The organism is Pseudomonas sp. IT-P74, assembly GCF_949768175.1.
GTDB lineage: Bacteria > Pseudomonadota > Gammaproteobacteria > Pseudomonadales > Pseudomonadaceae > Aquipseudomonas.
The window spans coordinates 317,746-343,066 of sequence record NZ_CATKQD010000088.1 but is presented as its reverse complement, the minus strand read 5'-3'; the positions used below and the strand labels follow the sequence as shown (position 1 = coordinate 343,066).

General features: G+C 60.4%; 22 protein-coding genes. 9 read left to right on the top strand and 13 right to left on the bottom strand.

Going from position 1 to position 25,321, the window contains the following annotated elements; translation table 11 throughout:
* The first annotated feature begins 72 nt into the window (after nucleotides 1-72).
* Complete coding sequence (locus ACM6J5_RS27615) at nucleotides 73-1,050, top strand: NADPH:quinone oxidoreductase family protein (RefSeq protein ID WP_086792362.1); 978 nt, start codon at nucleotides 73-75, stop codon at nucleotides 1,048-1,050.
* Between the two features lie 47 nt (nucleotides 1,051-1,097).
* Here the strand turns inward: ACM6J5_RS27615 and ACM6J5_RS27610 are convergent, their stop codons facing one another.
* Nucleotides 1,098-1,712 (bottom strand): energy transducer TonB, encoded by a 615-nt coding sequence (locus ACM6J5_RS27610; RefSeq protein ID WP_414929702.1) that lies wholly within the window; start codon nucleotides 1,710-1,712, stop codon nucleotides 1,098-1,100.
* A 326-nt stretch (nucleotides 1,713-2,038) separates the two neighbouring features.
* Here ACM6J5_RS27610 and glpT point away from each other — a divergent pair, with 326 nt between their 5' ends.
* On the top strand, nucleotides 2,039-3,388 hold the full coding sequence (gene glpT, locus ACM6J5_RS27605) for a glycerol-3-phosphate transporter (RefSeq protein ID WP_150671981.1): 1,350 nt from the start codon (nucleotides 2,039-2,041) through the stop codon (nucleotides 3,386-3,388).
* On the opposite strand, the gene ACM6J5_RS27600 is transcribed toward glpT, so the two are convergent.
* The 7 genes from ACM6J5_RS27600 to ACM6J5_RS27570 all read right to left on the bottom strand — a co-directional run bounded on the left by ACM6J5_RS27600 (nucleotide 3,364) and on the right by ACM6J5_RS27570 (nucleotide 11,693).
* Complete coding sequence (locus ACM6J5_RS27600; protein ID WP_414929701.1) at nucleotides 3,364-4,032, bottom strand: gamma-glutamylcyclotransferase; 669 nt, start codon at nucleotides 4,030-4,032, stop codon at nucleotides 3,364-3,366. The two genes, glpT and ACM6J5_RS27600, sit on opposite strands and share 25 nt — an antisense overlap.
* Before the next feature lie 310 nt (nucleotides 4,033-4,342).
* The gene (locus ACM6J5_RS27595; protein ID WP_414929700.1) at nucleotides 4,343-5,311 is read right to left on the bottom strand and encodes a CDP-6-deoxy-delta-3,4-glucoseen reductase; all 969 of its coding nucleotides are present in this window, start codon (nucleotides 5,309-5,311) and stop codon (nucleotides 4,343-4,345) included.
* The gene (gene ubiD / locus ACM6J5_RS27590) at nucleotides 5,311-6,777 is read right to left on the bottom strand and encodes a 4-hydroxy-3-polyprenylbenzoate decarboxylase (protein ID WP_414929699.1); all 1,467 of its coding nucleotides are present in this window, start codon (nucleotides 6,775-6,777) and stop codon (nucleotides 5,311-5,313) included. Before ubiD ends, ACM6J5_RS27595 begins: the two co-directional genes overlap by 1 nt.
* Before the next feature lie 69 nt (nucleotides 6,778-6,846).
* The gene (locus ACM6J5_RS27585) at nucleotides 6,847-8,832 is read right to left on the bottom strand and encodes an acyltransferase family protein (RefSeq protein WP_414929698.1); all 1,986 of its coding nucleotides are present in this window, start codon (nucleotides 8,830-8,832) and stop codon (nucleotides 6,847-6,849) included.
* Between the two features lie 196 nt (nucleotides 8,833-9,028).
* Nucleotides 9,029-10,288: a transcription termination factor Rho gene (rho, locus tag ACM6J5_RS27580; protein WP_003206716.1), complete on the bottom strand. Its 1,260-nt coding sequence runs from the start codon at nucleotides 10,286-10,288 to the stop codon at nucleotides 9,029-9,031.
* A gap of 247 nt (nucleotides 10,289-10,535) precedes the next feature.
* On the bottom strand, nucleotides 10,536-10,865 hold the full coding sequence (gene trxA, locus ACM6J5_RS27575) for a thioredoxin TrxA (protein ID WP_003206727.1): 330 nt from the start codon (nucleotides 10,863-10,865) through the stop codon (nucleotides 10,536-10,538).
* Between the two features lie 120 nt (nucleotides 10,866-10,985).
* Nucleotides 10,986-11,693 carry a FadR/GntR family transcriptional regulator gene (locus tag ACM6J5_RS27570; protein WP_150671978.1) on the bottom strand — a complete coding sequence of 236 codons (708 nt, stop codon included), beginning with the start codon at nucleotides 11,691-11,693 and terminating at the stop codon, nucleotides 10,986-10,988.
* A gap of 256 nt (nucleotides 11,694-11,949) precedes the next feature.
* On the opposite strand from ACM6J5_RS27570, the gene ACM6J5_RS27565 reads away from it, so the two are divergent.
* The 5 genes from ACM6J5_RS27565 to ppx all read left to right on the top strand — a co-directional run bounded on the left by ACM6J5_RS27565 (nucleotide 11,950) and on the right by ppx (nucleotide 16,506).
* The gene (locus ACM6J5_RS27565) at nucleotides 11,950-12,735 is read left to right on the top strand and encodes a transporter substrate-binding domain-containing protein (RefSeq protein WP_095945541.1); all 786 of its coding nucleotides are present in this window, start codon (nucleotides 11,950-11,952) and stop codon (nucleotides 12,733-12,735) included.
* Between the two features lie 22 nt (nucleotides 12,736-12,757).
* Complete coding sequence (locus ACM6J5_RS27560; RefSeq protein ID WP_095945540.1) at nucleotides 12,758-13,426, top strand: amino acid ABC transporter permease; 669 nt, start codon at nucleotides 12,758-12,760, stop codon at nucleotides 13,424-13,426.
* Complete coding sequence (locus ACM6J5_RS27555; RefSeq protein ID WP_095945539.1) at nucleotides 13,423-14,073, top strand: amino acid ABC transporter permease; 651 nt, start codon at nucleotides 13,423-13,425, stop codon at nucleotides 14,071-14,073. The genes ACM6J5_RS27560 and ACM6J5_RS27555 overlap by 4 nt, the downstream gene beginning before the upstream one ends.
* Nucleotides 14,060-14,797 (top strand): amino acid ABC transporter ATP-binding protein, encoded by a 738-nt coding sequence (locus ACM6J5_RS27550; RefSeq protein ID WP_095945538.1) that lies wholly within the window; start codon nucleotides 14,060-14,062, stop codon nucleotides 14,795-14,797. The genes ACM6J5_RS27555 and ACM6J5_RS27550 overlap by 14 nt, the downstream gene beginning before the upstream one ends.
* Nucleotides 14,798-15,003: 206 nt before the next feature.
* Nucleotides 15,004-16,506 (top strand): exopolyphosphatase, encoded by a 1,503-nt coding sequence (gene ppx, locus ACM6J5_RS27545; protein ID WP_095945537.1) that lies wholly within the window; start codon nucleotides 15,004-15,006, stop codon nucleotides 16,504-16,506.
* A gap of 155 nt (nucleotides 16,507-16,661) precedes the next feature.
* Here ppx and ppk1 read toward each other — a convergent pair whose 3' ends face one another.
* Both ppk1 and hemB read right to left on the bottom strand, forming a co-directional pair.
* Nucleotides 16,662-18,890, bottom strand: coding sequence for a polyphosphate kinase 1 (gene ppk1, locus ACM6J5_RS27540; RefSeq protein WP_095945536.1), 2,229 nt, complete (start codon nucleotides 18,888-18,890; stop codon nucleotides 16,662-16,664).
* An 18-nt stretch (nucleotides 18,891-18,908) separates the two neighbouring features.
* Nucleotides 18,909-19,922 carry a porphobilinogen synthase gene (gene hemB / locus ACM6J5_RS27535; protein WP_414929697.1) on the bottom strand — a complete coding sequence of 338 codons (1,014 nt, stop codon included), beginning with the start codon at nucleotides 19,920-19,922 and terminating at the stop codon, nucleotides 18,909-18,911.
* Between the two features lie 205 nt (nucleotides 19,923-20,127).
* Here hemB and ACM6J5_RS27530 point away from each other — a divergent pair, with 205 nt between their 5' ends.
* Complete coding sequence (locus ACM6J5_RS27530) at nucleotides 20,128-20,760, top strand: DedA family protein (protein ID WP_008048667.1); 633 nt, start codon at nucleotides 20,128-20,130, stop codon at nucleotides 20,758-20,760.
* Here the strand turns inward: ACM6J5_RS27530 and ACM6J5_RS27525 are convergent.
* Complete coding sequence (locus ACM6J5_RS27525; RefSeq protein WP_414929696.1) at nucleotides 20,741-21,976, bottom strand: sterol desaturase family protein; 1,236 nt, start codon at nucleotides 21,974-21,976, stop codon at nucleotides 20,741-20,743. The two genes, ACM6J5_RS27530 and ACM6J5_RS27525, sit on opposite strands and share 20 nt — an antisense overlap.
* Before the next feature lie 115 nt (nucleotides 21,977-22,091).
* Between ACM6J5_RS27525 and elbB the strand changes: the two genes are divergently transcribed.
* The gene (gene elbB / locus ACM6J5_RS27520) at nucleotides 22,092-22,760 is read left to right on the top strand and encodes an isoprenoid biosynthesis glyoxalase ElbB (protein WP_095945532.1); all 669 of its coding nucleotides are present in this window, start codon (nucleotides 22,092-22,094) and stop codon (nucleotides 22,758-22,760) included.
* 109 nt (nucleotides 22,761-22,869) lie between these two features.
* On the opposite strand, the gene ACM6J5_RS27515 is transcribed toward elbB, so the two are convergent.
* Both ACM6J5_RS27515 and ACM6J5_RS27510 read right to left on the bottom strand, forming a co-directional pair.
* Nucleotides 22,870-23,325 (bottom strand): YaiI/YqxD family protein, encoded by a 456-nt coding sequence (locus ACM6J5_RS27515; protein ID WP_095945531.1) that lies wholly within the window; start codon nucleotides 23,323-23,325, stop codon nucleotides 22,870-22,872.
* Nucleotides 23,326-23,416: 91 nt separating this feature from the next.
* On the bottom strand, nucleotides 23,417-25,315 hold the full coding sequence (locus ACM6J5_RS27510) for an FTR1 family protein (protein ID WP_414929695.1): 1,899 nt from the start codon (nucleotides 25,313-25,315) through the stop codon (nucleotides 23,417-23,419).
* Nucleotides 25,316-25,321 lie beyond the last annotated feature (6 nt).

Genomic DNA, 25,321 nt, shown 5'->3' with positions numbered 1-25,321 from the left:
CGGGCATGCTCGTTGACCCGTCGACCCACACACCTACACTTATCGGCCATCACTCCCAAAGGAATAGCCCTGATGAAAGCCGTGCTGTGCAAAGCCTTCGGCCCTGCCGAATCGCTGGTGCTGGAAGACGTCGCCAGTCCTGTCGCGAAGAAAAATGAAATCCTGCTGGAGGTGCACGCCGCCGGGGTCAACTTCCCCGACACGTTGATCATCGAGGGCAAATACCAGTTCAAGCCGCCCTTCCCGTTTTCACCGGGTGGTGAAGCGGCCGGCGTGGTCAGCGCAGTGGGTGAAAAAGTCAGTCACTTGAAAGTCGGTGACCGGGTCATGGCCCTGACCGGCTGGGGCAGCTTTGCCGAGCAGGTCGCCGTGCCGGGCTACAACGTGCTGCCGATCCCGCCATCGATGGACTTCAACACCGCCGCTGCCTTCAGCATGACTTATGGCACCTCGATGCACGCGCTCAAGCAACGCGGCAACCTGCAACCGGGTGAAACCCTGCTGGTGCTCGGTGCTTCTGGTGGCGTCGGCCTCGCGGCAGTAGAGATCGGCAAAGCCATGGGCGCCAGGGTGATCGCCGCGGCCAGCAGCGCAGAGAAACTCGCCGTGGCCAAGGCCGCCGGCGCCGACGAACTGATCAACTACAGCGAAACCAGCCTGAAGGACGAAATCAAGCGCCTGACCGACGGCCAGGGCGCCGACGTGATCTACGACCCGGTCGGCGGCGACCTGTTCGACCAGGCCATCCGCGCCATCGCCTGGAACGGCCGACTGCTGGTGGTCGGCTTCGCCAGCGGGCGCATTCCCGAATTGCCGGTCAACCTGGCTCTGCTCAAAGGCGCGGCAGTGCTCGGCGTGTTCTGGGGTTCGTTCGCCCAACGCCAACCGCAGGACAACGCGGCGAACTTCCAGCAACTGTTTGGCTGGTTTGCCGAAGGCAAGCTCAAGCCGCTGGTGTCCCAGGTGTATCCGCTGAGCAATGCGGCGCAGGCGATCAATGACCTTGGCCAGCGTAAAGCGGTCGGGAAAGTGGTGGTGCAGGTTCGCTGAATCTCTCTGTAAAAAAGCGCGGCCATTTAGCCGCGCTCTTTTTGCCGTCAAAGCAACACCCGAATCTCCTCCGGCAAAAACCGCACATACCGACTCGCCGGATGTGCGTTACACCGCTGCACAATCGAACGCACGCTGGCGTTGAGCTTGGCAATCAGAGCCAGACGTTTCTCTTCCGGCAATTGCGTCGGTGAAAGCGAGTGAGTCAGGTAACTACGGGTCCAGCTGAAAACCGGCAGGTCCACCCATGAGGAAGTGGCAATGTTCAACGATGCCCCTGCAATAGCACTGCATTTCAGCCGCTCCAATTCCTTGTTGACGTGGAAGGAATGTTCTCTGTCCAGCCTGTATTCCATGGGGGCGACCACAATGATTTGCGCAGGCTGATCCTCGGTAATTGTCCACGGCTTGAATCGCCATTGGTTGACTGCGGCCAATGACGCCTCTTCGAGTTCGGGATGTGCACTTTGCACAATAACGGCATTACTGACTGATCCATCGGCCTTCACCGTCATACTGACACGCACCATGCCGGTGACACCCGCCCGATGCAGCGCCACCGGATAGACCGGCTTCGGATTATTCTCGGGTATCAGGAACACCTCCCCGGCCCTGACATCCATGGACGCCACCAACAACAGCACGCATACCCACCACCGCATGTCCCTCTCCCTTCGCCTGCAACGCCAGACCTGGCAACAGCAAAAAGGTTAAAGCGCCGGGGCATTCGGCATAACGCCATGACTTCCGCTTTAAACGAAGGACGTTTCCTAAAGACCCGCCCTAATTCAGGTACATCAAGCGCCCGCTAACTAAACAGGTAACGCTTCCTACAACGCCCCTCACTTACATCTGAGCGACATGTTCATAAAGGAACGCGCGATATCCAACATTTCCGCTGTTTTGCCGATGAGAACCGGTGCTATTTTCGGTAACGAAACTGTAACATTCGTATCCGCAGTCAAAACAAGAAATCTGGAGCTCTTGAATGTTTGCTTTCTTTCGTCCTGCCGCACATCAGGCTCCATTGCCTGAAGAAAAAATAGACAGCACCTACCGACGCCTGCGCTGGCAGATTTTCGCCGGCATTTTCATTGGCTATGCCGGTTACTACCTGCTGCGCAAGAACTTCTCCCTGGCCATGCCGTACCTGATCGACGAGGGCTACTCCCGTGGTCAGTTGGGTCTGGCGATGTCCGCCATTGCGATTGCCTACGGCCTGTCGAAGTTCCTGATGGGCCTGGTGTCCGACCGCTCCAACCCGCGCTTCTTCCTGCCGTTCGGCCTGTTAGTGTCGGCCGGGGTGATGTTCGTTTTCGGTTTCGCGCCGTGGGCGACGTCCAGCGTGACCATGATGTTCATTCTGCTGTTCATCAACGGCTGGGCGCAGGGCATGGGTTGGCCGCCGAGTGGCCGGACCATGGTGCACTGGTGGTCGCAGAAGGAACGTGGCGGCGTGGTGTCCGTGTGGAACGTGGCGCATAACGTCGGCGGTGGCCTGATCGGCCCGCTGTTCCTGATCGGCATGGGCCTGTTCAATGACTGGCACGCCGCGTTCTACGTACCGGCAGCCGTGGCGCTGGCGGTAGCGGTGTTTGCCTTTGTGACCATGCGCGACACCCCTCAATCGGTTGGCCTGCCGCCGATCGAGCAATACAAGAACGACTACCCGGAAGGCTACGACGCCAGCCACGAAGAGGAATTCAGCGCCAAGGAAATCTTCGTCAAATACGTGCTGCGCAACAAAATGCTCTGGTACATCGCCCTGGCCAACGTCTTTGTCTATCTGCTGCGCTACGGCGTGCTGGACTGGGCGCCGACCTACCTCAAGGAAGCCAAGGGTTTCACGGTGGATAAGACCTCGTGGGCGTACTTCTTCTACGAGTGGGCAGGTATTCCGGGCACGCTGCTGTGCGGCTGGATGTCGGACAAGATCTTCCGTGGCAACCGTGGCCTGACCGGCATGGTGTTCATGGCGTTGGTGACGGTTGCGACGCTGGTTTACTGGCTCAACCCGGCCGGCAATCCGATGGTCGACATGATCGCACTGCTTTCCATTGGCTTCCTGATCTACGGCCCGGTGATGCTGATCGGCCTGCAGGCGCTGGAACTGGCCCCGAAGAAAGCGGCCGGTACGGCGGCGGGCTTTACCGGTCTGTTCGGTTACTTGGGCGGTTCGGTCGCGGCCAGTGCAGCAATGGGCTACACCGTGGACCATTTCGGTTGGGACGGCGGCTTCGTGCTGCTGGTCGGCGCCTGCCTGTTGGCGATGGCCTTTCTGGCCCCGACACTACGGCACAAACAAATCGCCAGTCAGGGCCGCGAAGCACTCGCTTGATCGGCCTTTGATTTACAGCGCTTGAGCCGCGCCTCCAGATTCCGGTCTGGCATGGCGTGGCTGCGCAGGGCGTGCGCGGTCTGCTCGACATAATCGCGAGTGCTGCCGTAGCGCCCGCAGGCGTTTTCGAACACATGGCTCAGCACATGGTCTGGCAAGTTGCCAGCATAGCTGGGCAGGTGTCGCTCCAGCACAAAACCCAATGCCTGTACCTGGCTGCCATCTTCGAGACGGCAGTTGAGCCAGCGCGGGCGGTAGGACGGGAAAGGCATCTCGCGCTGCCAAAGTGCATAGAGCGAGGCTTCGAGTTGCTCCTCTGGCAAGCGATAGGCGAAACCGCTGCAAGAACCGCCACGATCCAGGCCAAACACCAGCCCGGGCATTTCCGGTGTGCCGCGATGTTCGTGGGACCACAGGTATAACCCGCGATGGTAGCCATGCACCCGGCCGCGAACCCGCTCAACCGCCGTGCATTCAGGGCGCCAGATCAGCGAACCATACGCAAACAACCAGACCGGCCCACCCTTGTGGCGCGCCATGGTCGATTGCATCGAGCCGAGCAATTGTTCGTGAGTGAGCTGCGGTCCCAGATCGAGCCGCGGAGGGTAAGCCAGATTCAAAAAAGCAGATTCAATGGCGCTCATGGCGAATAGCGTTCAGCTCCCCGCGGGTGAAGAATTACTTAATAGAACGCACAGCTGTAACAATAAGGCACATAAGTTTTAAGGCAATTTGAATGCCATGGCACCGCACTTATTTAAATGCCTGAATGAGATATAACCTACCGAGATTTATAAAAGATTATAAATACCGATAGGCTATATAGAGAGTTATAACCTGTAGGAGCGAGCTTGCTCGCGATGATCGTTAACGATTACGCGGGGAGTCAGGCTGTCCGCGGCGCTCTTGAGTCCATCGCGAGCAGGCTCGCTCCTAAAGTGTGGAGGGGCAATATCAGGATCTGGGGGCATACGCAAAAACGTCGGCGCGCATCTGGTGAGCGTCCATCCCCGCTTCCACCAGCGCATCCAGCGTGCCGTAGACCATGGCCGGAGAGCCACTGGCGTATACGTGCAGCGGCTTGAGGTCAGGGAAGTCTTCACAGACCGCTTCATGCAACATGCCGCACCGCCCTTCCCAACCGCATTGATCACTGACGACCTTGTGCAGGAACAGGTTGGGCAACTTCAGCCATTCGTCCCAATGCTCGATTTGATAAAAATCTTCAGGACGACGCACGCCCCAATACAGATGCACCGGATGCTTGAAACCCGAGGCCCGGCAATGTTCGATCAGGCCATGGACCTGGCCCATGCCGGTACCCGCGGCGATCAGCACGAGAGGACCGTCCGGCAACTCCTCCAGGTGGGTATCACCAAACGGCAATTCGACCCGCACCATGTTGTTGCGCTGCAGCTGTTCAATCAGATTCAACGCACTGGATTCGCGCGCCAGTACGTGGATTTCCAGGTCGCGCCCCGCATGCGGGGCCGAGGCGAGAGAGAAGGCGGATTTTTCGCCGTTTTCGCGTTCGATCATCAGGTACTGACCGGCGTGGTAGCGCGGCGGTTTGCCGGCCGGAGCCCGCAGACGCACGCGCCAGGTGTCGCCGCCCACCTCCTTGCACTCAATGACCTGACACGACACGCTGCGCACCGGCAGTTCTCCCAGCGCGAGCACGCCATCCCACAGCACGATGCAGTCTTCCAGCGGCTCCGCTATGCAAGTGTAGAACTCGCCATGGTCGCGCACATCGCCGGCCTGCTCGACCCGTCCTTCCACCAGCAGCGCCGCGCACACGTGGCAATTGCCGTTGCGGCAGCTTTGCGGGCATTCGTAGCCCAGACGTCGCGCGCCATCGAGAATCCGCTCGCCGGGCAATGTCTCAAGCACTGCTCCGGAGGGCTGCAAGGTTACACGCATCAATCTATTCCTAACTGATTCCAGATGGCATCGATCCGCTGGGTCACGGCATCGTCCTTGACGATGACCCGCCCCCATTCACGGGTAGTTTCGCCCGGCCATTTATGCGTGGCATCGAGGCCCATTTTCGACCCCAGGCCGGACACCGGCGAGGCGAAGTCCAAGTAGTCGATCGGCGTGTTGTCGATCATCACCGTGTCGCGCTTGGGGTCCATGCGCGTGGTGATGGCCCAGATCACGTCGTTCCAGTCCCGGGCGTTGATATCGTCGTCGGTAACGATAACGAACTTGGTGTACATGAACTGTCGCAAAAACGACCAGACACCCAGCATTACCCGCTTGGCATGGCCCGGATACGACTTCTTCATGGTCACGATGGCCATGCGGTACGAGCAGCCTTCGGGCGGCAGGTAGAAGTCGGTGATCTCCGGGAACTGCTTCTGCAGGATCGGCACGAACACTTCGTTCAATGCCACGCCGAGGATTGCCGGCTCATCCGGCGGACGGCCGGTGTAGGTGCTGTGGTAGATCGGCTTGATCCGGTGGGTGATGCGTTCGACGGTGAATACCGGGAAGCTGTCGACTTCGTTGTAGTAACCGGTGTGATCGCCGTACGGACCTTCATCGGCCATTTCGCCCGGATGGATCACGCCCTCGAGGATGATTTCGGCGGTGGCCGGCACTTGCAGATCGTTGCCACGGCACTTCACCAGCTCAGTGCGGTTACCGCGCAGCAGGCCTGCGAAGGCGTATTCGGAAAGGCTGTCGGGCACCGGGGTCACGGCACCGAGGATGGTCGCCGGGTCAGCGCCCAGGGCCACGGAAACCGGGAACGACTGGCCCGGGTGCTTTTCGCACCACTCGCGGTAATCCAGCGCGCCGCCACGGTGGCTCAGCCAGCGCATGATGACCTTGTTACGGCCAATCACCTGCTGACGATAGATGCCGAGGTTCTGGCGATCCTTGTTCGGGCCTTTGGTGACGGTCAGGCCCCAGGTGATCAACGGACCGACGTCGCCCGGCCAGCAGGTCTGCACCGGCAGCATGGCCAGATCGACGTCGTCGCCTTCGATGACCACTTCCTGGCACACCGCGTCCTTGACGACTTTGGGCGCCATCGAAATGATCTTGCGGAAGATCGGCAGCTTGGACCAGGCATCCTTCAGGCCTTTCGGCGGCTCGGGTTCCTTGAGGAACGCCAGCAGCTTGCCGATCTCGCGCAGCTCGCTGACCGACTCGGCCCCCATGCCCATGGCGACCCGCTCAGGGGTGCCGAACAGGTTGCCGAGCACCGGGATGTCATAGCCTGTCGGCTTTTCGAACAACAGCGCCGGGCCTTTGGCACGCAGCGTGCGATCACACACCTCGGTCATCTCCAGCACTGGAGAGACGGGAATCTGGATGCGTTTCAACTCTCCGCGCTGCTCAAGCTGCTGCACGAAATCCCGAAGATCCTTGAATTTCATTGATGATGGCACTCGAAAAATAGGCGTACATCCTACCTGCTCTGCCGGCCGCTGGCAGCTTATCGCTGCTTATCTGGATGCATTTCCCGGGTTTACCTCGGCTTGCAGACTGACAAACAGCGGTTCGAGGATCGGCGCCACCCACCGCGCACCGACTTCCGAGAGATGATTGTCATCGGTGTACAACGAGTAGCCGCCGCGTTCGGCGCGGCACAGGCCGTTTGCATCACATAACCTCGGCGCCGGGTCCACCACCTGTACCGCCGGGTCTTGCGCCAGTTGTGCGAACAATTGACTGATGAATGCCTGGCGCGTGTGGTGCTCTGCGAGTGCCAGCCCGACATCGTCGACAGGACGGGCCAGCATTGCCAGACGGGTGAGACGATACGGTGGACTGAAGGCCTGCAACGGCACCTCTTTTACCAGCCAGACCCGATGCCCGCCGGCACGCAATTGCGCGACTCGTGCACGCAAGCCATCGGCCAGACGTTGTTCGGCACGGGCGCGGTCGTAGTGCCCATCAGTGTTTTTCAGCGCGTGGCCCAGATCACCTTTGCCGTCGCCGTAGAGGTACAGGCTCCAGTGCGCGACCAACACCACATCGGCGACAGCTTGCGGCTTCAAGGCCTGTTCAACGCGTCGATTGAACCGCGCACAACGCGCATCATGCTCCAGGCCTTCGACAGGCAAACAACCAGCAGAACTGGTGAGCATCACGTTGACGCCATGGGTCTTGGCCCCCTCGTTGAAAACCGGAATCAACGCCGTGGCATGGCTATCGCCCCAGACAAGCGCTGGGGGCAGGCGGTTTTGCGCGCCATAACGGCAGAACAATTTGTCATCCGGCGTCTTGTCATCGGCCAGGCAGGCCATGAGCTCTGGCCGCCATTCGCGCCCCTTGGCGTATTGCAGGGCCTGGTCAGACAGACGCCACGGCATGCCGTCGGTCCATCGCAAGGTCTGCCCGGCCAGGCCGAGTACCAGGACACCGCAGGCGCCGGCGAGCAGAATCTGCCGGCGTCCAGCGAACAGGCGACGCTCACGAAACGGGGTTTCGACGAACTTCCACGACAGATAACCCAGCACCAGCGTCAGCAGAATCAACCCGGCACTGTCGAAAGCACCCGGTTCACTGACGCTGGCATAGCGGGAGAATACGAACACCGGCCAGTGCCACAGGTACCAGGAATAAGAAATCAGGCCGAGGCCTACCATTATCCGACTGCTCAAAAACTGACCAATCCAGGTTTCACGATGACCGTTGGTCAAAATCATCAGCACCACGCCAAGCACCGGCAGCAACGCCGCGACGCCAGGAAATGGCGTGGCCTTGTCATAACCGAACACCGCCAACAGGATCAGCACCATGCCAAACAGGCTCAGCCACTGCGCCGCCATCGGCTTGAGACGCCATGCAGACTTGGGCACTACCGCCAGCATCGCACCGGCCAATAGCTCCCACGCACGCATCGGCAGCAGGAAGAAGGCTTTTTCCGGATGATGGGCGACGGCCCACACGCTCAAGCCAAAAGACAGCAGCAATACGCCGAACAGCGCCGGCCGCCAGTGTTTCAGACGACTCGACAGCAGTGTCAGCAGCAACGGGAAGACAATGTAAAACTGCTCCTCCAGCGCCAGCGACCAGGTGTGCAGCAGAGGTTTGAGATCGGAGGCGACATCGAAATAGCCGTCCTGGCGCATGAACAGGATGTTGGACACGAACATCACCTGGTAACGCACCGACCGCCCCAGTTCCTCGTAATCCTTCGGTGCCAGCAAATACCAGCCGACCGCCAGCACCGCGACGATCATCGCGAACAACGCCGGCAAAATCCGCCGCGCACGCCGGGCCCAGAAATCGACGAAGCTGAATTGCCCGGTCTGGCGCTGATTCCAGATGATCGACGTGATCAGGTAACCGGAAATCACGAAAAACACGTCCACGCCGACAAAGCCGCCGGTAAACCCCGGAACGCCAAAATGAAACAGCACGACAGCGATCACCGCCACTGCGCGCAAGCCGTCGATATCCCTTCGATAAGCCAGTGAGCTCATAAAAATTAAACCAGTCAGATCGTTGTTTCAGCGCGCTTGAGCATCGTCCCCGGAGATGACTGCTGACGCGGCTGGTTGAAGTGCTAACCAACTGACCCTGGCCAATCAAAAACCTCCCATGGTCCGGGCAAAAAATTGCAGGCAAAAAAAATGGCGCCCCACCGGGGCGCCATTCTCTTGAACTCAACGGGCGATGTTACTTGCGTTTCATCGACAGGAAGAATTCATCGTTGGTCTTGGTCGTTTTCAGCTTGTCGACCAGGAACTCGATGGCAGCGACTTCATCCATCGGATGCAGCAGCTTGCGCAGGATCCACATGCGCTGCAGCTCGTCGTCGGCAGTCAGCAACTCTTCGCGGCGGGTACCGGAACGGTTGATGTTGATGGCCGGGAAGACGCGCTTTTCAGCGATACGGCGATCCAGCGGCAACTCCATGTTGCCGGTGCCTTTGAATTCCTCGTAGATCACTTCGTCCATCTTCGAGCCGGTTTCAACCAACGCGGTGGCGATGATGGTCAGCGAGCCGCCTTCTTCGATGTTCCGCGCCGCGCCGAAGAAACGCTTCGGTTTCTCCAGGGCGTGGGCATCGACACCACCGGTCAGTACCTTGCCGGAGCTCGGGATCACGGTGTTGTAGGCGCGAGCCAGACGGGTGATGGAGTCGAGCAGGATCACCACGTCTTTCTTGTGCTCGACCAGGCGCTTGGCCTTCTCGATCACCATTTCGGCAACCTGCACGTGGCGGGTTGGCGGCTCGTCGAACGTCGAGGCAACCACTTCGCCGCGCACGGTGCGCTGCATTTCGGTTACTTCTTCCGGACGTTCGTCGATCAGCAGCACGATCAGGTGAACTTCTGGGTTGTTACGCGCGATGTTCGCGGCGATGTTCTGCAGCATGATCGTCTTGCCCGCTTTCGGCGGTGCAACGATCAGACCGCGCTGGCCTTTACCGATCGGGGCGCACAGGTCGATGACACGACCGGTCAAGTCTTCGGTGGAACCGTTACCGGCCTCCATCTTCATGCGCACGGTCGGGAACAGCGGAGTCAGGTTCTCGAAGAGAATCTTGTTTTTCGCGTTTTCCGGACGGTCGAAGTTGATCGTGTCGACCTTGAGCAGCGCGAAATAACGCTCGCCTTCCTTTGGAGGACGGATCTTGCCAACGATGGTGTCACCGGTGCGCAAGTTGAAACGACGGATCTGGCTCGGCGAGACGTAGATATCGTCTGGACCGGCGAGATAGGAAGCGTCAGCGGAGCGCAGGAAGCCGAAGCCGTCCTGGAGAATCTCCAGCACGCCATCACCGGAGATTTCCTCGCCGCTTTTAGCGTGCTTTTTGAGCAGGGAGAAAATCACGTCCTGCTTGCGCGAACGGGCCATATTTTCTATGCCCATCTGTTCGGCCAATTCGAGCAGTTCGGTAATCGGCTTTTGCTTGAGTTCAGTCAGATTCATATAGGAATGACGTAATCATTTATGGAGGGGGGAAATTAAGCTTTTGGCTTAATGAGGCCGCGCCGCAGAGAAGGCGACAGGATCGCGTACTTATTCGAAAAGGAGTGCGTCGGCGACGGCTAGCAGGGGGCAGTGGAGAAACCAGTGCGGGGCCGAATGTACCACCTGAGTTTAGGAGCGTCTAGCCCTGAATACGCAAAAAGCCCCGCTATTTGCGGGGCTTTTTCAGGATACTTTGCAGCGACGCTTAGATGTTGGCGTCGAGGAAGGCAGCCAGTTGCGACTTCGACAGTGCGCCGACTTTGGTCGCTTCAACGTTGCCGTTCTTGAACAGCATCAGGGTCGGGATACCACGTACGCCGTGCTTGGCCGGGGTTTCCTGGTTTTCGTCGATGTTCAGCTTGGCAACGGTCAGCTTGCCTTTGTAAGTCTCGGCAATTTCGTCCAGAACCGGAGCGATCATTTTGCAAGGGCCGCACCATTCAGCCCAGTAGTCGACCAGTACAGCGCCTTCGGCCTTGAGTACGTCGGCCTCGAAGCTAGCGTCGCTAACGTGTTTGATAAGATCGCTGCTCATGGAATTCTCCAGGTTGTAAGCAAAAAAACGTGGCCCATCATAGCTGCCCTTCCCTCGTTCAGGAAGGTGCAGATGATTGAGTCTCGCTATGGTGATTCATGAGTTTGGGTATAGCTCAGGTCATGAAGTGACGGGAGCGATGAACGCGATTCCGGTGCGCAACGCGGCATTGCGTACGTGCTCCTGCATGGCCTTTTGCGCGGCGCCAGACGCTCGGCGGGCCAGCGCACGAAGGATTTTGCGGTGCTCCTGCCAGGTTTCCATGGCCCGCTCGACCCGGATGAACGGTAGCTTCTGGCTTTCCAGGAAGATGTCGGCGCTGGCGGTCAGGATGCTCAGCATCGCCTGATTGCCGCTGGCCCGCAGGATGCGGCGGTGGAATTCGAAATCCAGGCGGGCCGCGGCTTCGAAGTCGCCGGACTTCAACTCGTTGCGCATGGCGGCGACATTGTCTTCCAGTGCATCGAGTTCGTCGGTGCTCAAGGTTACGGCCGCCAACCCCGCCGCAAAACCTTCCAGCGCATAGCGCAACTGAAAGATGTCCAGCGGCGAAGCCTGTGCCGCGAACGGCCAGCCCGGCACCGCATCGCCGCGCGGCAACTCCACCGGCGACTGCACGAACACGCCTTTGCCCGGCTGGATGCTGATGACGCCCAGTGCGCTCAGCGATGACAACGCCTCGCGCAACGACGCCCGACTGACCCCCAATTGCACCGCCAGGCCCCGTTGCGAGGGCAAGGCATCCCCCGGCCCGAAGCCCTGTTCGGTAATCAGTTTGCGGATGGCTTGCAGCGCCACTTCAGGTACGGCGCGAGAGATCGAGTTCATGGTTTTCCAGACGAACCAGGCCAAGGTGGCCCCAGTTGTAAAGCTATTCACGACGCCCGGCAAGTCGTGCCCCATGGGGGTTCGGCAATTTTCCTGGCTGCGCTATCGGAGTGCGAAATACAACCTGACTGTTCAGACCAGTAAGACCGTTCGGCACCAGCAAAACCGCGCTCTGGCGCCCCCAAAACCCTAAGTTGGCATGGCCCATGCTCTGTCGATCCGCAGAAATCACTTCTTGCCGATCCGGAGATTTTCCATGACCCAGCGTTACAGCGCCCTCATCAAAGCCCTGTTTGCCAGCCTGATGCTGAGCCAGGCACCCGCCCACGCCGACGGCCTGGAGGATGTGGTCAAGCGCGGCGTCCTCAAGGTGGCCGTGCCCCAGGACTTCCCGCCCTTCGGTTCGGTCGGCCCGGACATGAAACCCCGCGGCCTCGACATCGATACAGCCAAACTGCTGGCCGACCAGCTCAAGGTCAAACTCGAACTGACCCCGGTCAACAGCACCAACCGCATCCCGTTCCTCACCACCGGCAAGGTCGACCTGGTGATCTCCAGCCTCGGCAAGAACCCGGAGCGTGAAAAGGTCATCGACTTCTCCCGTGCCTACGCGCCGTTCTACCTCGCCGTGTTCGGTCCGCCAGACGCCGACATCAAGAGCCTGGACGACCTCAAGGGCAAGACCATCAGCGTCACCCGTGGCGCCATCGAAGACATCGAGCTGACCAAGGTCGCCCCCGAAGGCGTGACCATCAAGCGTTTCGAAGACAACAACTCGACCATTGCCGCGTACCTGGCCGGGCAAGTCGACCTGATCGCCAGCGGCAACGTGGTGATGGTCGCCATCAGCGAGAAAAGCCCGAAACGCGTGCCGGCGCTGAAACTGAAGCTCAAGGATTCGCCGGTCTACGTCGGCGTCAACAAGAACGAGCCGGCGCTGCTGGGCAAGGTCAACCAGATCCTCGTGACCGCCAAGAGCGACGGCGCGCTGGAAAAGAACGCCCTGACCTGGCTGAAAGAACCGTTGCCGGCCGATCTCTGATTCGGCGCGCTGGAGACGTTTTATGGCTTATCAGTTCGATTTCCTGCCGGTGGTGAACAACACCGACCTGTTGCTGCGCGGTGCGCTGTTCACCCTTGAGCTGACCGCCATCGGCGCTTTGCTCGGCGTGGGGCTGGGCATCGTCGGGGCGTTGGTGCGGGCGTGGAACATCCGGCCTTTCGCGGGGATTTTCGCGGTCTACGTCGAGTTGATCCGCAACACGCCATTCCTGGTGCAGTTGTTTTTCATCTTCTTCGGCTTGCCGTCCCTGGGCGTGCAGATTTCCGAATGGCAGGCGGCGGTGCTGGCAATGGTCATCAACCTCGGCGCTTATTCCACCGAGATCATCCGCGCCGGCATCCAGGCGATTCCCCGGGGTCAGCTGGAAGCCGCCGCGGCACTGGCGATGACACGCTTCGAAGCGTTCCGTCATGTGGTGCTGCTGCCGGCACTGGGCAAAGTCTGGCCGGCGCTGAGCAGCCAGATCATCATCGTCATGCTCGGCTCGGCAGTCTGCTCGCAGATCGCCACCGAAGAGCTGAGCTTCGCCGCCAACTTCATTCAATCGCGCAACTTCCGCGCCTTTGAAACCTACGCACTCACCACGCTGCTGTACCTGTGCATGGCGCTACTGATCCGCCAGCTATTGAACTGGATCGGCCACCGCTTCATTGCAAGGAGCAGCCGATGAGCGACTTCACCTTCTGGGACATCGTGCGCAACCTGCTCATGGGTCTGCAATGGACGCTGGCGCTGTCGCTGGTGGCGTTCATTGGCGGCGGGCTGATCGGCTTGTTGATCATGATCATGCGCATCTCGAAAAAATCCCTGCCGCGCAGTTTCGCCCGCACTTACATCGAACTGTTCCAGGGCACACCGCTATTGATGCAGTTGTTCCTGGTGTTTTTCGGCGTCGCGCTGGCCGGGATAGAGATTTCGCCGTGGATGGCGGCGGCGATTGCACTGACGTTGTTCACCAGCGCTTATCTGGCGGAGATCTGGCGCGGTTGCGTCGATTCGATTCCAAACGGCCAATGGGAAGCCTCATCGAGCCTGGCGCTGACCCCGCTGGAACAATTGCGCCATGTGATCCTGCCTCAGGCGTTGCGCATCGCCGTGGCGCCGACCGTGGGGTTTTCGGTGCAAGTGGTCAAAGGCACTGCCGTCACCTCGATCATCGGCTTCACCGAGCTGACCAAGACCGGCGGCATGCTCGCCAACGCCACCTTCGAACCGTTCATGGTCTACGGCCTCGTCGCCCTCGGCTACTTCCTGCTCTGCTACCCCTTGTCGCTCAGTGCGCGCTATCTGGAAAGGAGACTGCATGCCTCTGCTTAGAATTTCCGCCCTGCATAAATACTACGGCGATCACCATGTGCTCAAAGGCATCGACCTGAGCATCGAGGAAGGCCAGGTGGTGGCGATCATCGGCCGCAGCGGCTCGGGCAAGTCCACCCTGCTGCGCACCCTCAACGGCCTGGAATCGATCAACGACGGCGTGATCGAAGTCGACGGCGAGTACCTCGACGCCGCCCGCGCCGACCTGCGCAGCCTGCGGCAGAAAGTCGGCATGGTGTTCCAGCAGTTCAACCTGTTCCCGCACCTGACCGTCGGCGAGAACGTCATGCTCGCGCCGCAAGTGGTGCAGAAAGTACCGAAAGCCAAGGCCGCCGAACTGGCGCGGCAGATGCTGGAAAGGGTCGGACTGGGGGAAAAGTTCGATGCTTTCCCGGATCGCTTGTCCGGCGGGCAGCAACAGCGTGTAGCGATTGCCCGGGCACTGGCGATGTCGCCGAAGGTTTTGCTCTGCGACGAAATTACCTCGGCGCTGGACCCGGAACTGGTCAATGAAGTGCTGAGCGTGGTCCGGCAACTGGCCAGGGAAGGCATGACGTTGATCATGGTTACCCACGAAATGCGGTTCGCCCGGGAGGTTGGGGATAAGTTGGTGTTCATGCACATGGGCAAGGTGCATGAGGTGGGCGACCCGAAAGTGTTGTTTGCCAATCCGCAGACGGCGGAGCTGGCGAACTTCATTGGGACGGTTGAGGCGGCGGGCTGACAGATCTTCGGTGTCTGGAAGGCCGCCATCGCTAGCAGGCTAGCTCCCACAGGGGGACGCATTCCAATGTGGGAGCTAGCCTGCTAGCGATTGACCGCGCAGCGGTCACCGTTTGCATGCACTGGATCAAGGCTTTGAACACTGCGCGTTGGCGCCAGCCTTTGATCGTGGCACGATGTCGAGGTTATCGACCGAGACCCCTGACCATGCCGCAATCCAAAGCCAAGAATCTGTCCCTGATCGCAGCAATCGACCTGGGCTCCAACAGCTTTCACATGGTCGTGGCCAAAGCCCAGAACGGCGAGATCCGTATTCTCGAGCGTCTCGGGGAGAAGGTTCAGCTGGCCGCCGGCATCGACGAAGAGCGCCATCTCAGCGAAGAATCGATGCAGCGCGGGCTCGATTGCCTCAAGCGCTTCGCCCAACTGATCAGCGGTATGCCTACCGGCGCCGTTCGCATCGTCGGCACCAACGCCTTGCGTGAAGCCCGCAACCGCGCCGAATTCATCCATCGCGCCGAAGAAATCCTCGGCCACCCGGTGGAAGTCATTTCCGGCCGTGAAGAAGCGCGCCTGATCTATCTCGGCGTGTCCCACACCCTCGCCGATACCCCGGGCAAACGCCTGGTGGCCGACATCGGTGGCGGCAGTACCGAATTCATCATTGGCCAGCGCTTCGAACCGCTGCTGCGCGAAAGCCTGCAAATGGGCTGCGTCAGCTACACCCAACGCTATTTCAAGGACGGCAAGATCACCCCGGCCCGTTACGCTCAGGCGTACACCGCGGCGCGGCTGGAGATCATGAGCATCGAGCACGCCCTGCACCGCCTGACCTGGGATGAAGCCATCGGCTCCTCGGGCACCATCCGCGCCATCGGTCTGGCGCTGAAGGCTGGCGGTCATGGTACCGGCGAGGTCAACGCCGAAGGCCTGGCCTGGCTCAAGCGCAAACTGATCAAGATGGGCGACGTCGAGAAAATCGATTTCGAAGGTATCAAACCGGATCGCCGGGCGATCTTCCCGGCGGGCCTGGCGATCCTCGAAGCAATCTTCGACTCCCTCGAACTGCAACGCATGGATCACTGCGAAGGTGCCCTGCGCGAAGGTGTGCTTTATGACCTGCTGGGCCGCCATCATCACGAAGACGTGCGCGAACGCACCCTCACTTCGCTGATGGAGCGCTACCACGTCGATCAGGAACAGGCGGTACGGGTCGAGCGCAAAGCACTGCATGCGTTCGATCAGGTGGCCGAGGACTGGGATCTGGAAGACGGCGTCTGGCGCGAACTGCTCGGCTGGGCAGCCAAGGTCCATGAGGTGGGCCTGGACATCGCTCACTACCAGTACCACAAGCACGGCGCCTACCTGATCGAGCACTCGGACCTCGCCGGGTTCTCCCGCGAAGACCAGTTGATGCTCGCGCTGCTGGTACGCGGCCACCGACGCAACATTCCCAAGGACAAGTTCGCCGATTTCGGCGATGACGGCATCAAGCTGATTCGCCTGTGCGTGCTGCTGCGTTTTGCGATCCTGTTCCACCACATCCGTGGCACCCAGCAAATGCCTCAGGTGGAACTGAACGCCCATGGCAACAGCCTGGAAGTGGTGTTCCCGGAAAACTGGCTGGACGAAAACCAGCTGACCCAGGCCGACTTCGAAATCGAAGCGCAATGGCTGACCCGGGTCGATATCGTGTTGAGCGCTCGCTAATCCCCCTGTAGGAGCGAGCTTGCTCGCGATGGAGGCTAACGATAACGCGTGTTATCTGGATACGCGTTGCCCTCACGTTTTTCGCGAGCAAGCTCGCTCCTACAGCAAAAAGGGCGATCCACATGGATCGCCCTTTTTTCACCCGCTGACTCCCGTTACCGCACAGCCAGAATCGGACTACCCAAACGCTCCAGCAACGTCGCCTGGGCGCTGCGCGGGTTCTGGTTGCCGGTCGGTGTGTTACGGATGTAACGGCCGTCCGACTGCAGGCTCCAGCTGTGGGTGTTATCGGTCAGATACAACTCCAGCTCTTTCTTGACCCGCATGATCAGCTTCTTGCCTTCCACCGGGAAGCAAGTCTCAACGCGCTTGTCGAGGTTGCGTTCCATCCAGTCGGCACTGGACAGGAACATCTGCTCATCGCCACCGTTGAGGAAGTAGAAGACCCGGGTGTGTTCCAGGAAGCGGCCGATGATCGAGCGCACGTGGATGTTGTGGGAAACCCCGGCGATGCCCGGCCGCAGGCAGCACATGCCACGCACCACCAGATCGATGCGCACGCCTGACTGGCTGGCCTTGTACAGCGCGCGGATGATCTTCGGATCGGTCAGCGAGTTGAACTTGGCAATGATGTGCGCCGGTTTGCCGTCGAGGGCGAACTGGGTTTCCCGGGCAATCATGTCGAGCATGCCCTTCTTCAGGGTGAACGGCGCGTGCAGCAGTTTCTTCATGCGCAGCGTCTTACCCATGCCGATCAACTGGCTGAACAGTTTGCCGACGTCTTCGCACAAGGCGTCGTCGGAGGTCAGCAGGCTGTAGTCGGTATACAGGCGGGCGTTGCCGGCGTGGTAGTTACCCGTACCGAGGTGCGCGTAACGCACGATTTCACCCGCTTCGCGCCGCAAAATAAGCATCATCTTGGCGTGGGTCTTGAAGCCGACCACACCGTAGATCACCACCGCACCGGCCGCTTGCAGACGGCTGGCCAGCTGCAGGTTGGACTCTTCGTCGAACCGCGCGCGCAATTCGATAACCGCCGTGACTTCTTTGCCGTTACGCGCCGCATCCACCAGCGCATCGACGATTTCCGAGTTGGCGCCGGAGCGGTACAGGGTCTGGCGCACCGCCAGCACGTGCGGGTCCTTGGCGGCCTGGCGCAGCAGGTCGACCACCGGGGTGAACGACTCGAACGGGTGCAGCAGCAGGATGTCCTGCTTGCTGACCACGCTGAAAATGTTCTCGCTGTTCTGCAGCAGTTTCGGAATCTGCGGGGTGAACGGCAGGTATTGCAGCTCGCGCTGACTGTCCAGGCCGGTGATGCTGAATAGCCGCGTCAGGTTCACCGGACCGTTGACCTGATACAACTCCGACTCACTCAGGTTGAATTGCTTGAGCAGGTAGTCAGACAGGTGTTTCGGGCACGTGTCGGCCACTTCCAGACGCACCGCATCGCCGTAGCGACGGGAGAACAGCTCGCCGCGCAAGGCGCGGGCCAGGTCTTCGACGTCTTCGGAGTCCAGCGCCAGGTCGGCGTTACGGGTCAGGCGGAACTGGTAGCAACCCTTGACCTTCATGCCCTGGAACAGGTCATCGGCGTGGGCGTGAATCATCGACGACAGGAATACATAGTTGTCGCCAGCGCCGCCGACTTCCTCCGGCACCTTGATGATGCGCGGCAGCAGGCGTGGCGCCGGGATGATCGCCAGACCGGAATCGCGACCAAAGGCGTCGACGCCTTCGAGCTCGACGATGAAGTTCAGGCTCTTGTTCACCAGCAACGGGAACGGGTGAGTCGGGTCGAGGCCGATCGGGGTGATGATCGGTGCGATCTCGTCACGGAAATAGCGGCGGACCCAGGTCTTGAGCTTGGTCGTCCAGTTACGGCGACGGATGAAGCGGACCTGATGCTTTTCCAGTTCCGGCAACAGAATATCGTTGAGGATCGCGTACTGGCGATCGACGTGACCGTGGACCAGCTCGCTGATGCGTGCAAGGGCCTGATGCGGTTGAAGACCATCGGCACCGGCCTGTTCACGGGCAAAGGTGATCTGCTTCTTGAGGCCGGCGACGCGAATTTCGAAGAACTCGTCCAGGTTGCTGGAGAAGATCAACAGAAACTTCAGCCGCTCCAGCAATGGATAGGACTCGTCCAGCGCCTGCTCCAGCACGCGGATGTTGAACTGCAGTTGCGAGAGCTCGCGGTGGATGTACAGGCTGCTGTCATCCAGGCCGGGAATGGCCAGCACCGGCGCTGGCGCTGTCACGGCGGTTTCGACGACCGCCGCGGGCGGAGCTGGCTCCAGCGCCGGCGGGGTCTCGGCGACCTGTTCCACCACAGGTTGAGCGTCTTTTACGGCAACTTCAGTGAGTACTTCGGTATTCATCGAATGTTCCTGGGAGGGCTATTTTTGCTCTCGTAACAATTGAGCGGCACGAACGGCAAAGTACGTCAGGATGCCATCAGCCCCTGCACGTTTGAAAGCGGTCAGGGACTCGAGGATAACCCCTTCGCTCAACCAGCCATTCTGGATCGCCGCCATGTGCATGGCGTATTCGCCGCTGACTTGATAAACAAACGTCGGCACTTTGAATTCTTCTTTTACCCGGCACAGGATGTCCAGGTACGGCATGCCCGGCTTGACCATGACCATGTCTGCACCTTCTGACAAGTCCGCCGCCACTTCGTGCAGGGCTTCGTTGCTGTTGGCCGGGTCCATCTGATAGGAGGCCTTGTTGGCCTTGCCCAGGTTCAGCGCCGAACCGACCGCATCGCGGAACGGACCGTAATAGGCACTGGCGTACTTGGCCGAGTAGGCCATGATCCGCACGTTGACGTGACCGGCCACTTCGAGGGCTTCGCGGATCGCCTGGATGCGACCGTCCATCATGTCCGATGGGGCCACGACCTGAGCGCCGGCTTCGGCGTGGGACAGGGCTTGCCGGACCAGTGCGTCGACGGTGATGTCGTTCTGCACGTAGCCTTCTTCATCCAGGATGCCGTCCTGGCCATGGGTGGTGAACGGGTCCAGGGCGACGTCGGTGATCACCCCCAGCTCAGGGAATCGCACACGCAACGCACGGGTCGCGCGTTGGGCGATACCTTCGGGGTTCCACGCTTCGGCGGCGTCCAGCGACTTGAGTTCCGAGGGCGTCACCGGGAACAGTGCCAGCGCCGGAATCCCCAGCTCGACCCACTTGGCCGCTTCCTCCAGCAACAGGTCGATGGTCAGACGTTCGACGCCCGGCATCGAAGCCACCGCTTCGCGACGGTTTTCACCATCCAGCACGAACACCGGCAGGATCAGATCATCGACGGTCAGGACGTTTTCCCGCACCAGACGACGCGAAAAGTCGTCACGGCGATTACGGCGCAGGCGGGTTGCTGGGAACAAACGGTTGGCGGGGGTAAAGCTCACGGCAGACTCCTGAGCCCGCAGACGTGCGAGCGTGACAGTTATAAGCGGCCATTATGACGAACGCGTGACAGTTATGTGCACGCTGCGACAGGTAGTCGCATTCCATTGTCGTTGTAGGAAATGTTCACGTCGAGACACATTTGGACACTTTCCTGAATGTGTCCGAAGGGTTAGGCTGCGCGTTCATTTCGCCAGCACCCAGACAATGCTCCAACAATTTCTGCATGACTTCGGCTACTTTGCCCTTTTTCTAGGCACGTTCTTCGAAGGCGAAACCATCCTGGTGCTCGCGGGCTTCCTCGCGTTCCGTGGATACATGGACATCAACCTGGTAGTGGTCGTGGCCTTCTTCGGCAGTTATGCCGGCGACCAACTGTGGTATTTCCTGGGACGCAAGCACGGCCGCAAACTGCTGGCGCGCAAACCCCGCTGGCAGATGATGGGCGACCGGGCGCTGGAACACATTCGCAAGCACCCGGACATCTGGGTACTGAGTTTTCGCTTCGTCTACGGTTTGCGCACGGTCATGCCGGTGGCCATCGGGCTGTCGGGCTATCCGCCGGGCCGTTACCTGCTGCTCAACGGGATTGGCGCGGCGATCTGGGCCGCTGCCCTCGCTGCTGCCGCTTACCATTTCGGCGCGGTGCTCGAAGGTATGCTCGGCAGTGTGAAGAAGTATGAACTCTGGGTGCTTGGCGCGCTGCTGGTCCTGGGCTTCGTGCTGTGGCTGCGTCGGCGCTTCAAGAATGCCCGCCTGGCCAAGCAGGTCTACGCCGACGAACAAGCCCTGAAAGCTGCGCGGACCAACACTGAAGGTCCTACGACGCCAGCCGAGTGATGCGGTTCCTGCAACAGTAGAGACCGACGCCGCTCAACAGGCTGTAACTGAACAGGCCGACCCAGCCCACGACGCTGGCCGGCCACAGCCCCACCATCGGGGCCAGCCATGCCAATGGCAGGTTCGACGCCAGCCGCACCAGCTCCAGCTTCAACGCCCACGGGCGATTCTCCAGGGCCACGCCCAGTACAAACAGACCGAACGCCACCGTCCCCCAGCCCAACACCAGGGCGGCGACTGGCAGCTTCGCCTCAAGATTCATCAAGTAACTGCCCAGCGCAATATAGACGCAGAACTGCAAGAAGACGTAGAGCTGCTGACGCCCGTCCAGCGCCACCTCGAATTTGCGAAACTGGCTCAGGTGCGGCTTGTTCATCGGGTATCTGGCCGCCACGTCCGCCGGGCGCCAGCCGGTGCGCATGAACCAGATCCGCAGCTTGTCCCAGGTGCTTTCGGTACGCCACGCGTCTGCCCACAACTGCGCGTAGAACTGCACGTTCGCCCACACGGGGTTCCAGCTCGCCAGCGGTGTGGTCACGCCGAAGACCACCGGCTCGTTGTCGTCTTCTTCCTGGAACGAGCCGAACAGGCGGTCCCAAATAATGAACACGCCGCCGTAGTTGCGATCCATGTAGAGAGCGTTCTGCGCATGGTGAGCCCGATGATTGGACGGCGTGACAAAGAACCATTCGAACCAGCCAAGCTTGGGAATGTGCCGCGTGTGCACCCAGAACTGGTACAGCAGGTTCAGCGCCGCGACGCTGACGAATACCGGCAGCGGCACGCCGGACACCGCCATCGGCAGATAGAAGATCCAGCTCAACAGGAATCCGGTACTGGTCTGGCGCAACGCCGTGGACAGGTTGTAGTCCTCGCTCTGGTGATGCACCGAATGGGCGGCCCAGAGGATGTTGCGCTCGTGGCCCATGCGATGCAGCCAGTAGTAGCAGAAATCGTAGAAGACAAAGGCAAACACCCAGGTCCAGACGCTGTCGGCCGACAGCTCGAACAGCGCCAGGTGCTTGAGGGTAAAGGCGTAGATCACCAGCCCCACACCCTTGGTCAACAGACCCGTGGTGGTCGACAGCACGCCGGTGCTGATGCTGTTGATCGCGTCCGCCACCCGATAATTGCTTACCCCGCTCCAACGGTCGGCCAGCAACTCGAAGACGATCAGCACAAAGAAAAACGGCACCGCATACAGAATGAAGTCCATGACGCGCCCTGATCGGAATCTTGAGGACAGATGCTATGTGCAGCCGTGAATTAACCCTATGGCAACGCAGGACAAATTAGTGGACATTTAACGCCATGAATCTGGAGAAAAGCCCATGAGCAAAAAAGTTGCAGTGATCCTTTCCGGTTGTGGCGTGTACGACGGCGCCGAGCTCCACGAGAGCGTCATCACCCTGCTGCGCCTGGACCAGCGCGGTGCCCAAGTGCAGTGTTTTGCACCAGACATCGCGCAGTTGCATGTGATCAACCACCTGACCGGCGAAGAAATGCCCGAATCGCGCAACGTGCTGGTGGAGTCGGCGCGGATTGCCCGGGGCAACATCAAGGATATCCGTGACGCGAACGTCGATGAGTTCGATGCGCTGATCGTGCCCGGCGGCTTCGGCTCGGCCAAGAACCTGTCCAGCTTCGCCATCGAAGGCGCCGGTTGCACCGTTCAACCGGATGTCCTGGCACTGACCGAAGCCTTTGCCGAGGCCGGCAAACCGGTGGGGTTGATGTGCATCTCCCCTGCCCTGGCGGCAAAGATCTACGGCCCGGGCGTCACCTGCACCATTGGCAACGATACCGACACGGCTGCCGCGATGAACAAGATGGGCGCGACCCATACCGATTGCGCGGTCACTGAGATCGTCGAGGACAAGGCACGCAAACTGGTGAGCACCCCGGCCTACATGCTGGCGCAATCGATCAGTGAAGCGGCGTCAGGCATCAATAAACTGGTCGACCGCGTGCTCGAACTGACCCACGAAAACGACGCCTGACACCCTCTAAAAATGTGGGAGCGAGCCTGCTCGCGATGGGGCCGGCACATTGTTGTCTGTAAGTCCGCTATCGCGAGCAGGCTCGCTCCCACAGGGGTCACTGGCAGGCTCAGGCTTTTCGGGTAAGCCTGGTCAATATCCGGTCCAGCGCATTGGCGAACGCCTGCTTCTCACGGTCGCCAAACGGCGCCGGTCCACCGCCCATTTGCCCCTGTTCACGCAAATCAGTGAACAGGTTGCGAACCGCCAGCCGCTCACCCATGTTCTGCGCATCGAACTCCTTGCCCCGTGGGTCGAGCGCTGCCACGCCCTTCTTCACCAGGCGATCGGCCAGCGGCACATCGCTGCAGATCACCAACTCACCAGGCACCGCGTGCTCCACCAGGTAGTCATCGGCCGCATCCGGGCCGCTCGGCACCACGATCAGCTTGACCAGTGCCAGCCCCGGCTTGATCTGCGGCTGCCCGGCCACCAGCACCACTTCGAACTGGCGCTTGAGGGCGAACTTCACCACCAGATCCTTGGCAGCCCGCGGACAGGCGTCGGCATCGATCCACACACGCATTGGTTTTTCCTCAACCATAGAATCTCCCACAGGTTATACCCAATCCTGTGGGAGCGAGCCTGCTCGCGAATATGAGCGAAGCGAATGCCGTTTAAGAAACCTGCACCCGCTGCCTCTCAACCACCCGGCTACGACCGTACAACACGACAATCGCAATGATCGCCATAGCCTGGGCGCTCAACGAATACGCATCGGCATGGATCCCCAGCCATTCAAAGTCAAAGAACGGCACCGGCCGCGTGCCGAAAATCCCGGCTTCCTGCAGCGCTTTCACGCCATGTCCGGCAAACACCACCGACAAGGCGCACAAAAGACCGGCATTGATGCTGAAGAACAGCGCCAGCGGCAACTTCGCCGAACCGCGCAAAATCACCCAGGCCAGGCCGACCAGCAGCACAAGTGCCGTGGCCCCACCGGCTAGCACGGCGTTGTGCCCCGCGGGGCCTGCCTGCAACCACAGGGTTTCGTAGAACAGAATCACTTCGAACAATTCGCGATACACCGAGAAGAACGCCAGGGTCGCAAAACCGAAGCGCCCGCCGCCGCCCACCAGGCTGGTCTTGATGTAGTCCTGCCAGGCCGCCGCGTGACGACGATCGTGCATCCACACACCCAGCCACAGCACCATGACGCTGGCGAACAACGCCGTCGCGCCTTCCAGCAATTCGCGTTGTGAACCGCTGACGTCAATCACATAGGCTGCCAGCGCCCAAGTGCCCAGCCCCGCCACAAACGCCAGGCCCCAGCCGAGGTTAACGCTGCGCACCGCCGCCTGTTGATCTGTGTTTCGCAGGAAAGCGAGGATCGCCGCCAGCACCAGAATCGCTTCCAGACCTTCGCGCAGCAGAATCAGCAGGCCGGAAATGTAACTCAGCGACCAGCTCAAACCCTCGTTGCCCAACAGACCCGCCGATGCCTTCAACTTGTCCTTGGCCACGTCCAGGCGCTGCTCGACCTCGCTCACCGGCAGGCCGTCCTGCAACGACTGACGGTAGGCCATCAGGGATTTTTCAGTGTCTTTGCGCACGTTGGCGTCGATGTTGTCCAGCGAGCTCTCAACCAGTTCGAAGCCCTCCAGATACGCTGCTACCGATAAGTCGTAAGCCTGATCATGTTCACCCGAACGATACGCCGCGATGCTCTTGTCCAGAGTGGCCGCGGTGTAGTCGAGCAGTTGCGCCGGGCCACGCTTGACCTGCGGCGGTTGCGCCCGCTGGGCACGGAAGGTCGCGGCGGCTTGCGGGCCTTCGACGGCCTGTATTTCGGCCGGGGTCTGACGAGCCAGATCGGCGATGTTGTAGGTCTTTTCAGCCTTGCCCGCCGCCGGGTCAACACTGAAACTGGCGATATAGGTGGCCAGGTCCCAACGCTGACGATCATCCAGTTGATCGGCAAAGGCCGGCATGTCGGTCCCTTCAACGCCCAGGCCCAAGGTGCTGTAGATCGCGTAGAGGCTCAGTCGATCCAGTCGTGTGGTATCACGCAGATTGGAGGGCGCAGGCGTCATGCCGACACCCGCCGGGCCGTCGCCGGCCCCTGTATCGCCATGGCAGACCGAGCAATGCTGAGCGTACAGCGGCGCGCCACGCGCCGGGTCCGGTGTAATCACCGGGGCCTGGCTGACTTCATAGGCCACGGCCAGCTTCGCACTCAGTTGCCGGGCCTGGCGAGTGACCCCGGTACCCTCCTGACGGGCACCGACGGAATTTCCCAGCGCAGCCAGGCTTTGCTCCAGCGCGGCTTTTTCCGGCTTGGCCGGCATGGCTGCAATCAGACTCCCCAGCGTCTTGAGCGATTCTTGCTGCGCGCGAAATCCGGCCGGGTCCGTGATGCTGCCCGCCTGCACCGTGTCCGGGTAATCCACGCCGATGTAATCGAGCAAGTGCAGCGCCTGCGGTGCACCTTCGGCGGGAGCGGCCAGCAGTTGAAAGCTGCACGCAGCCAACAGCGGCAGCAACAGCCAGGCCAGGAAACGGGAGGGGGCAATCATGAATGA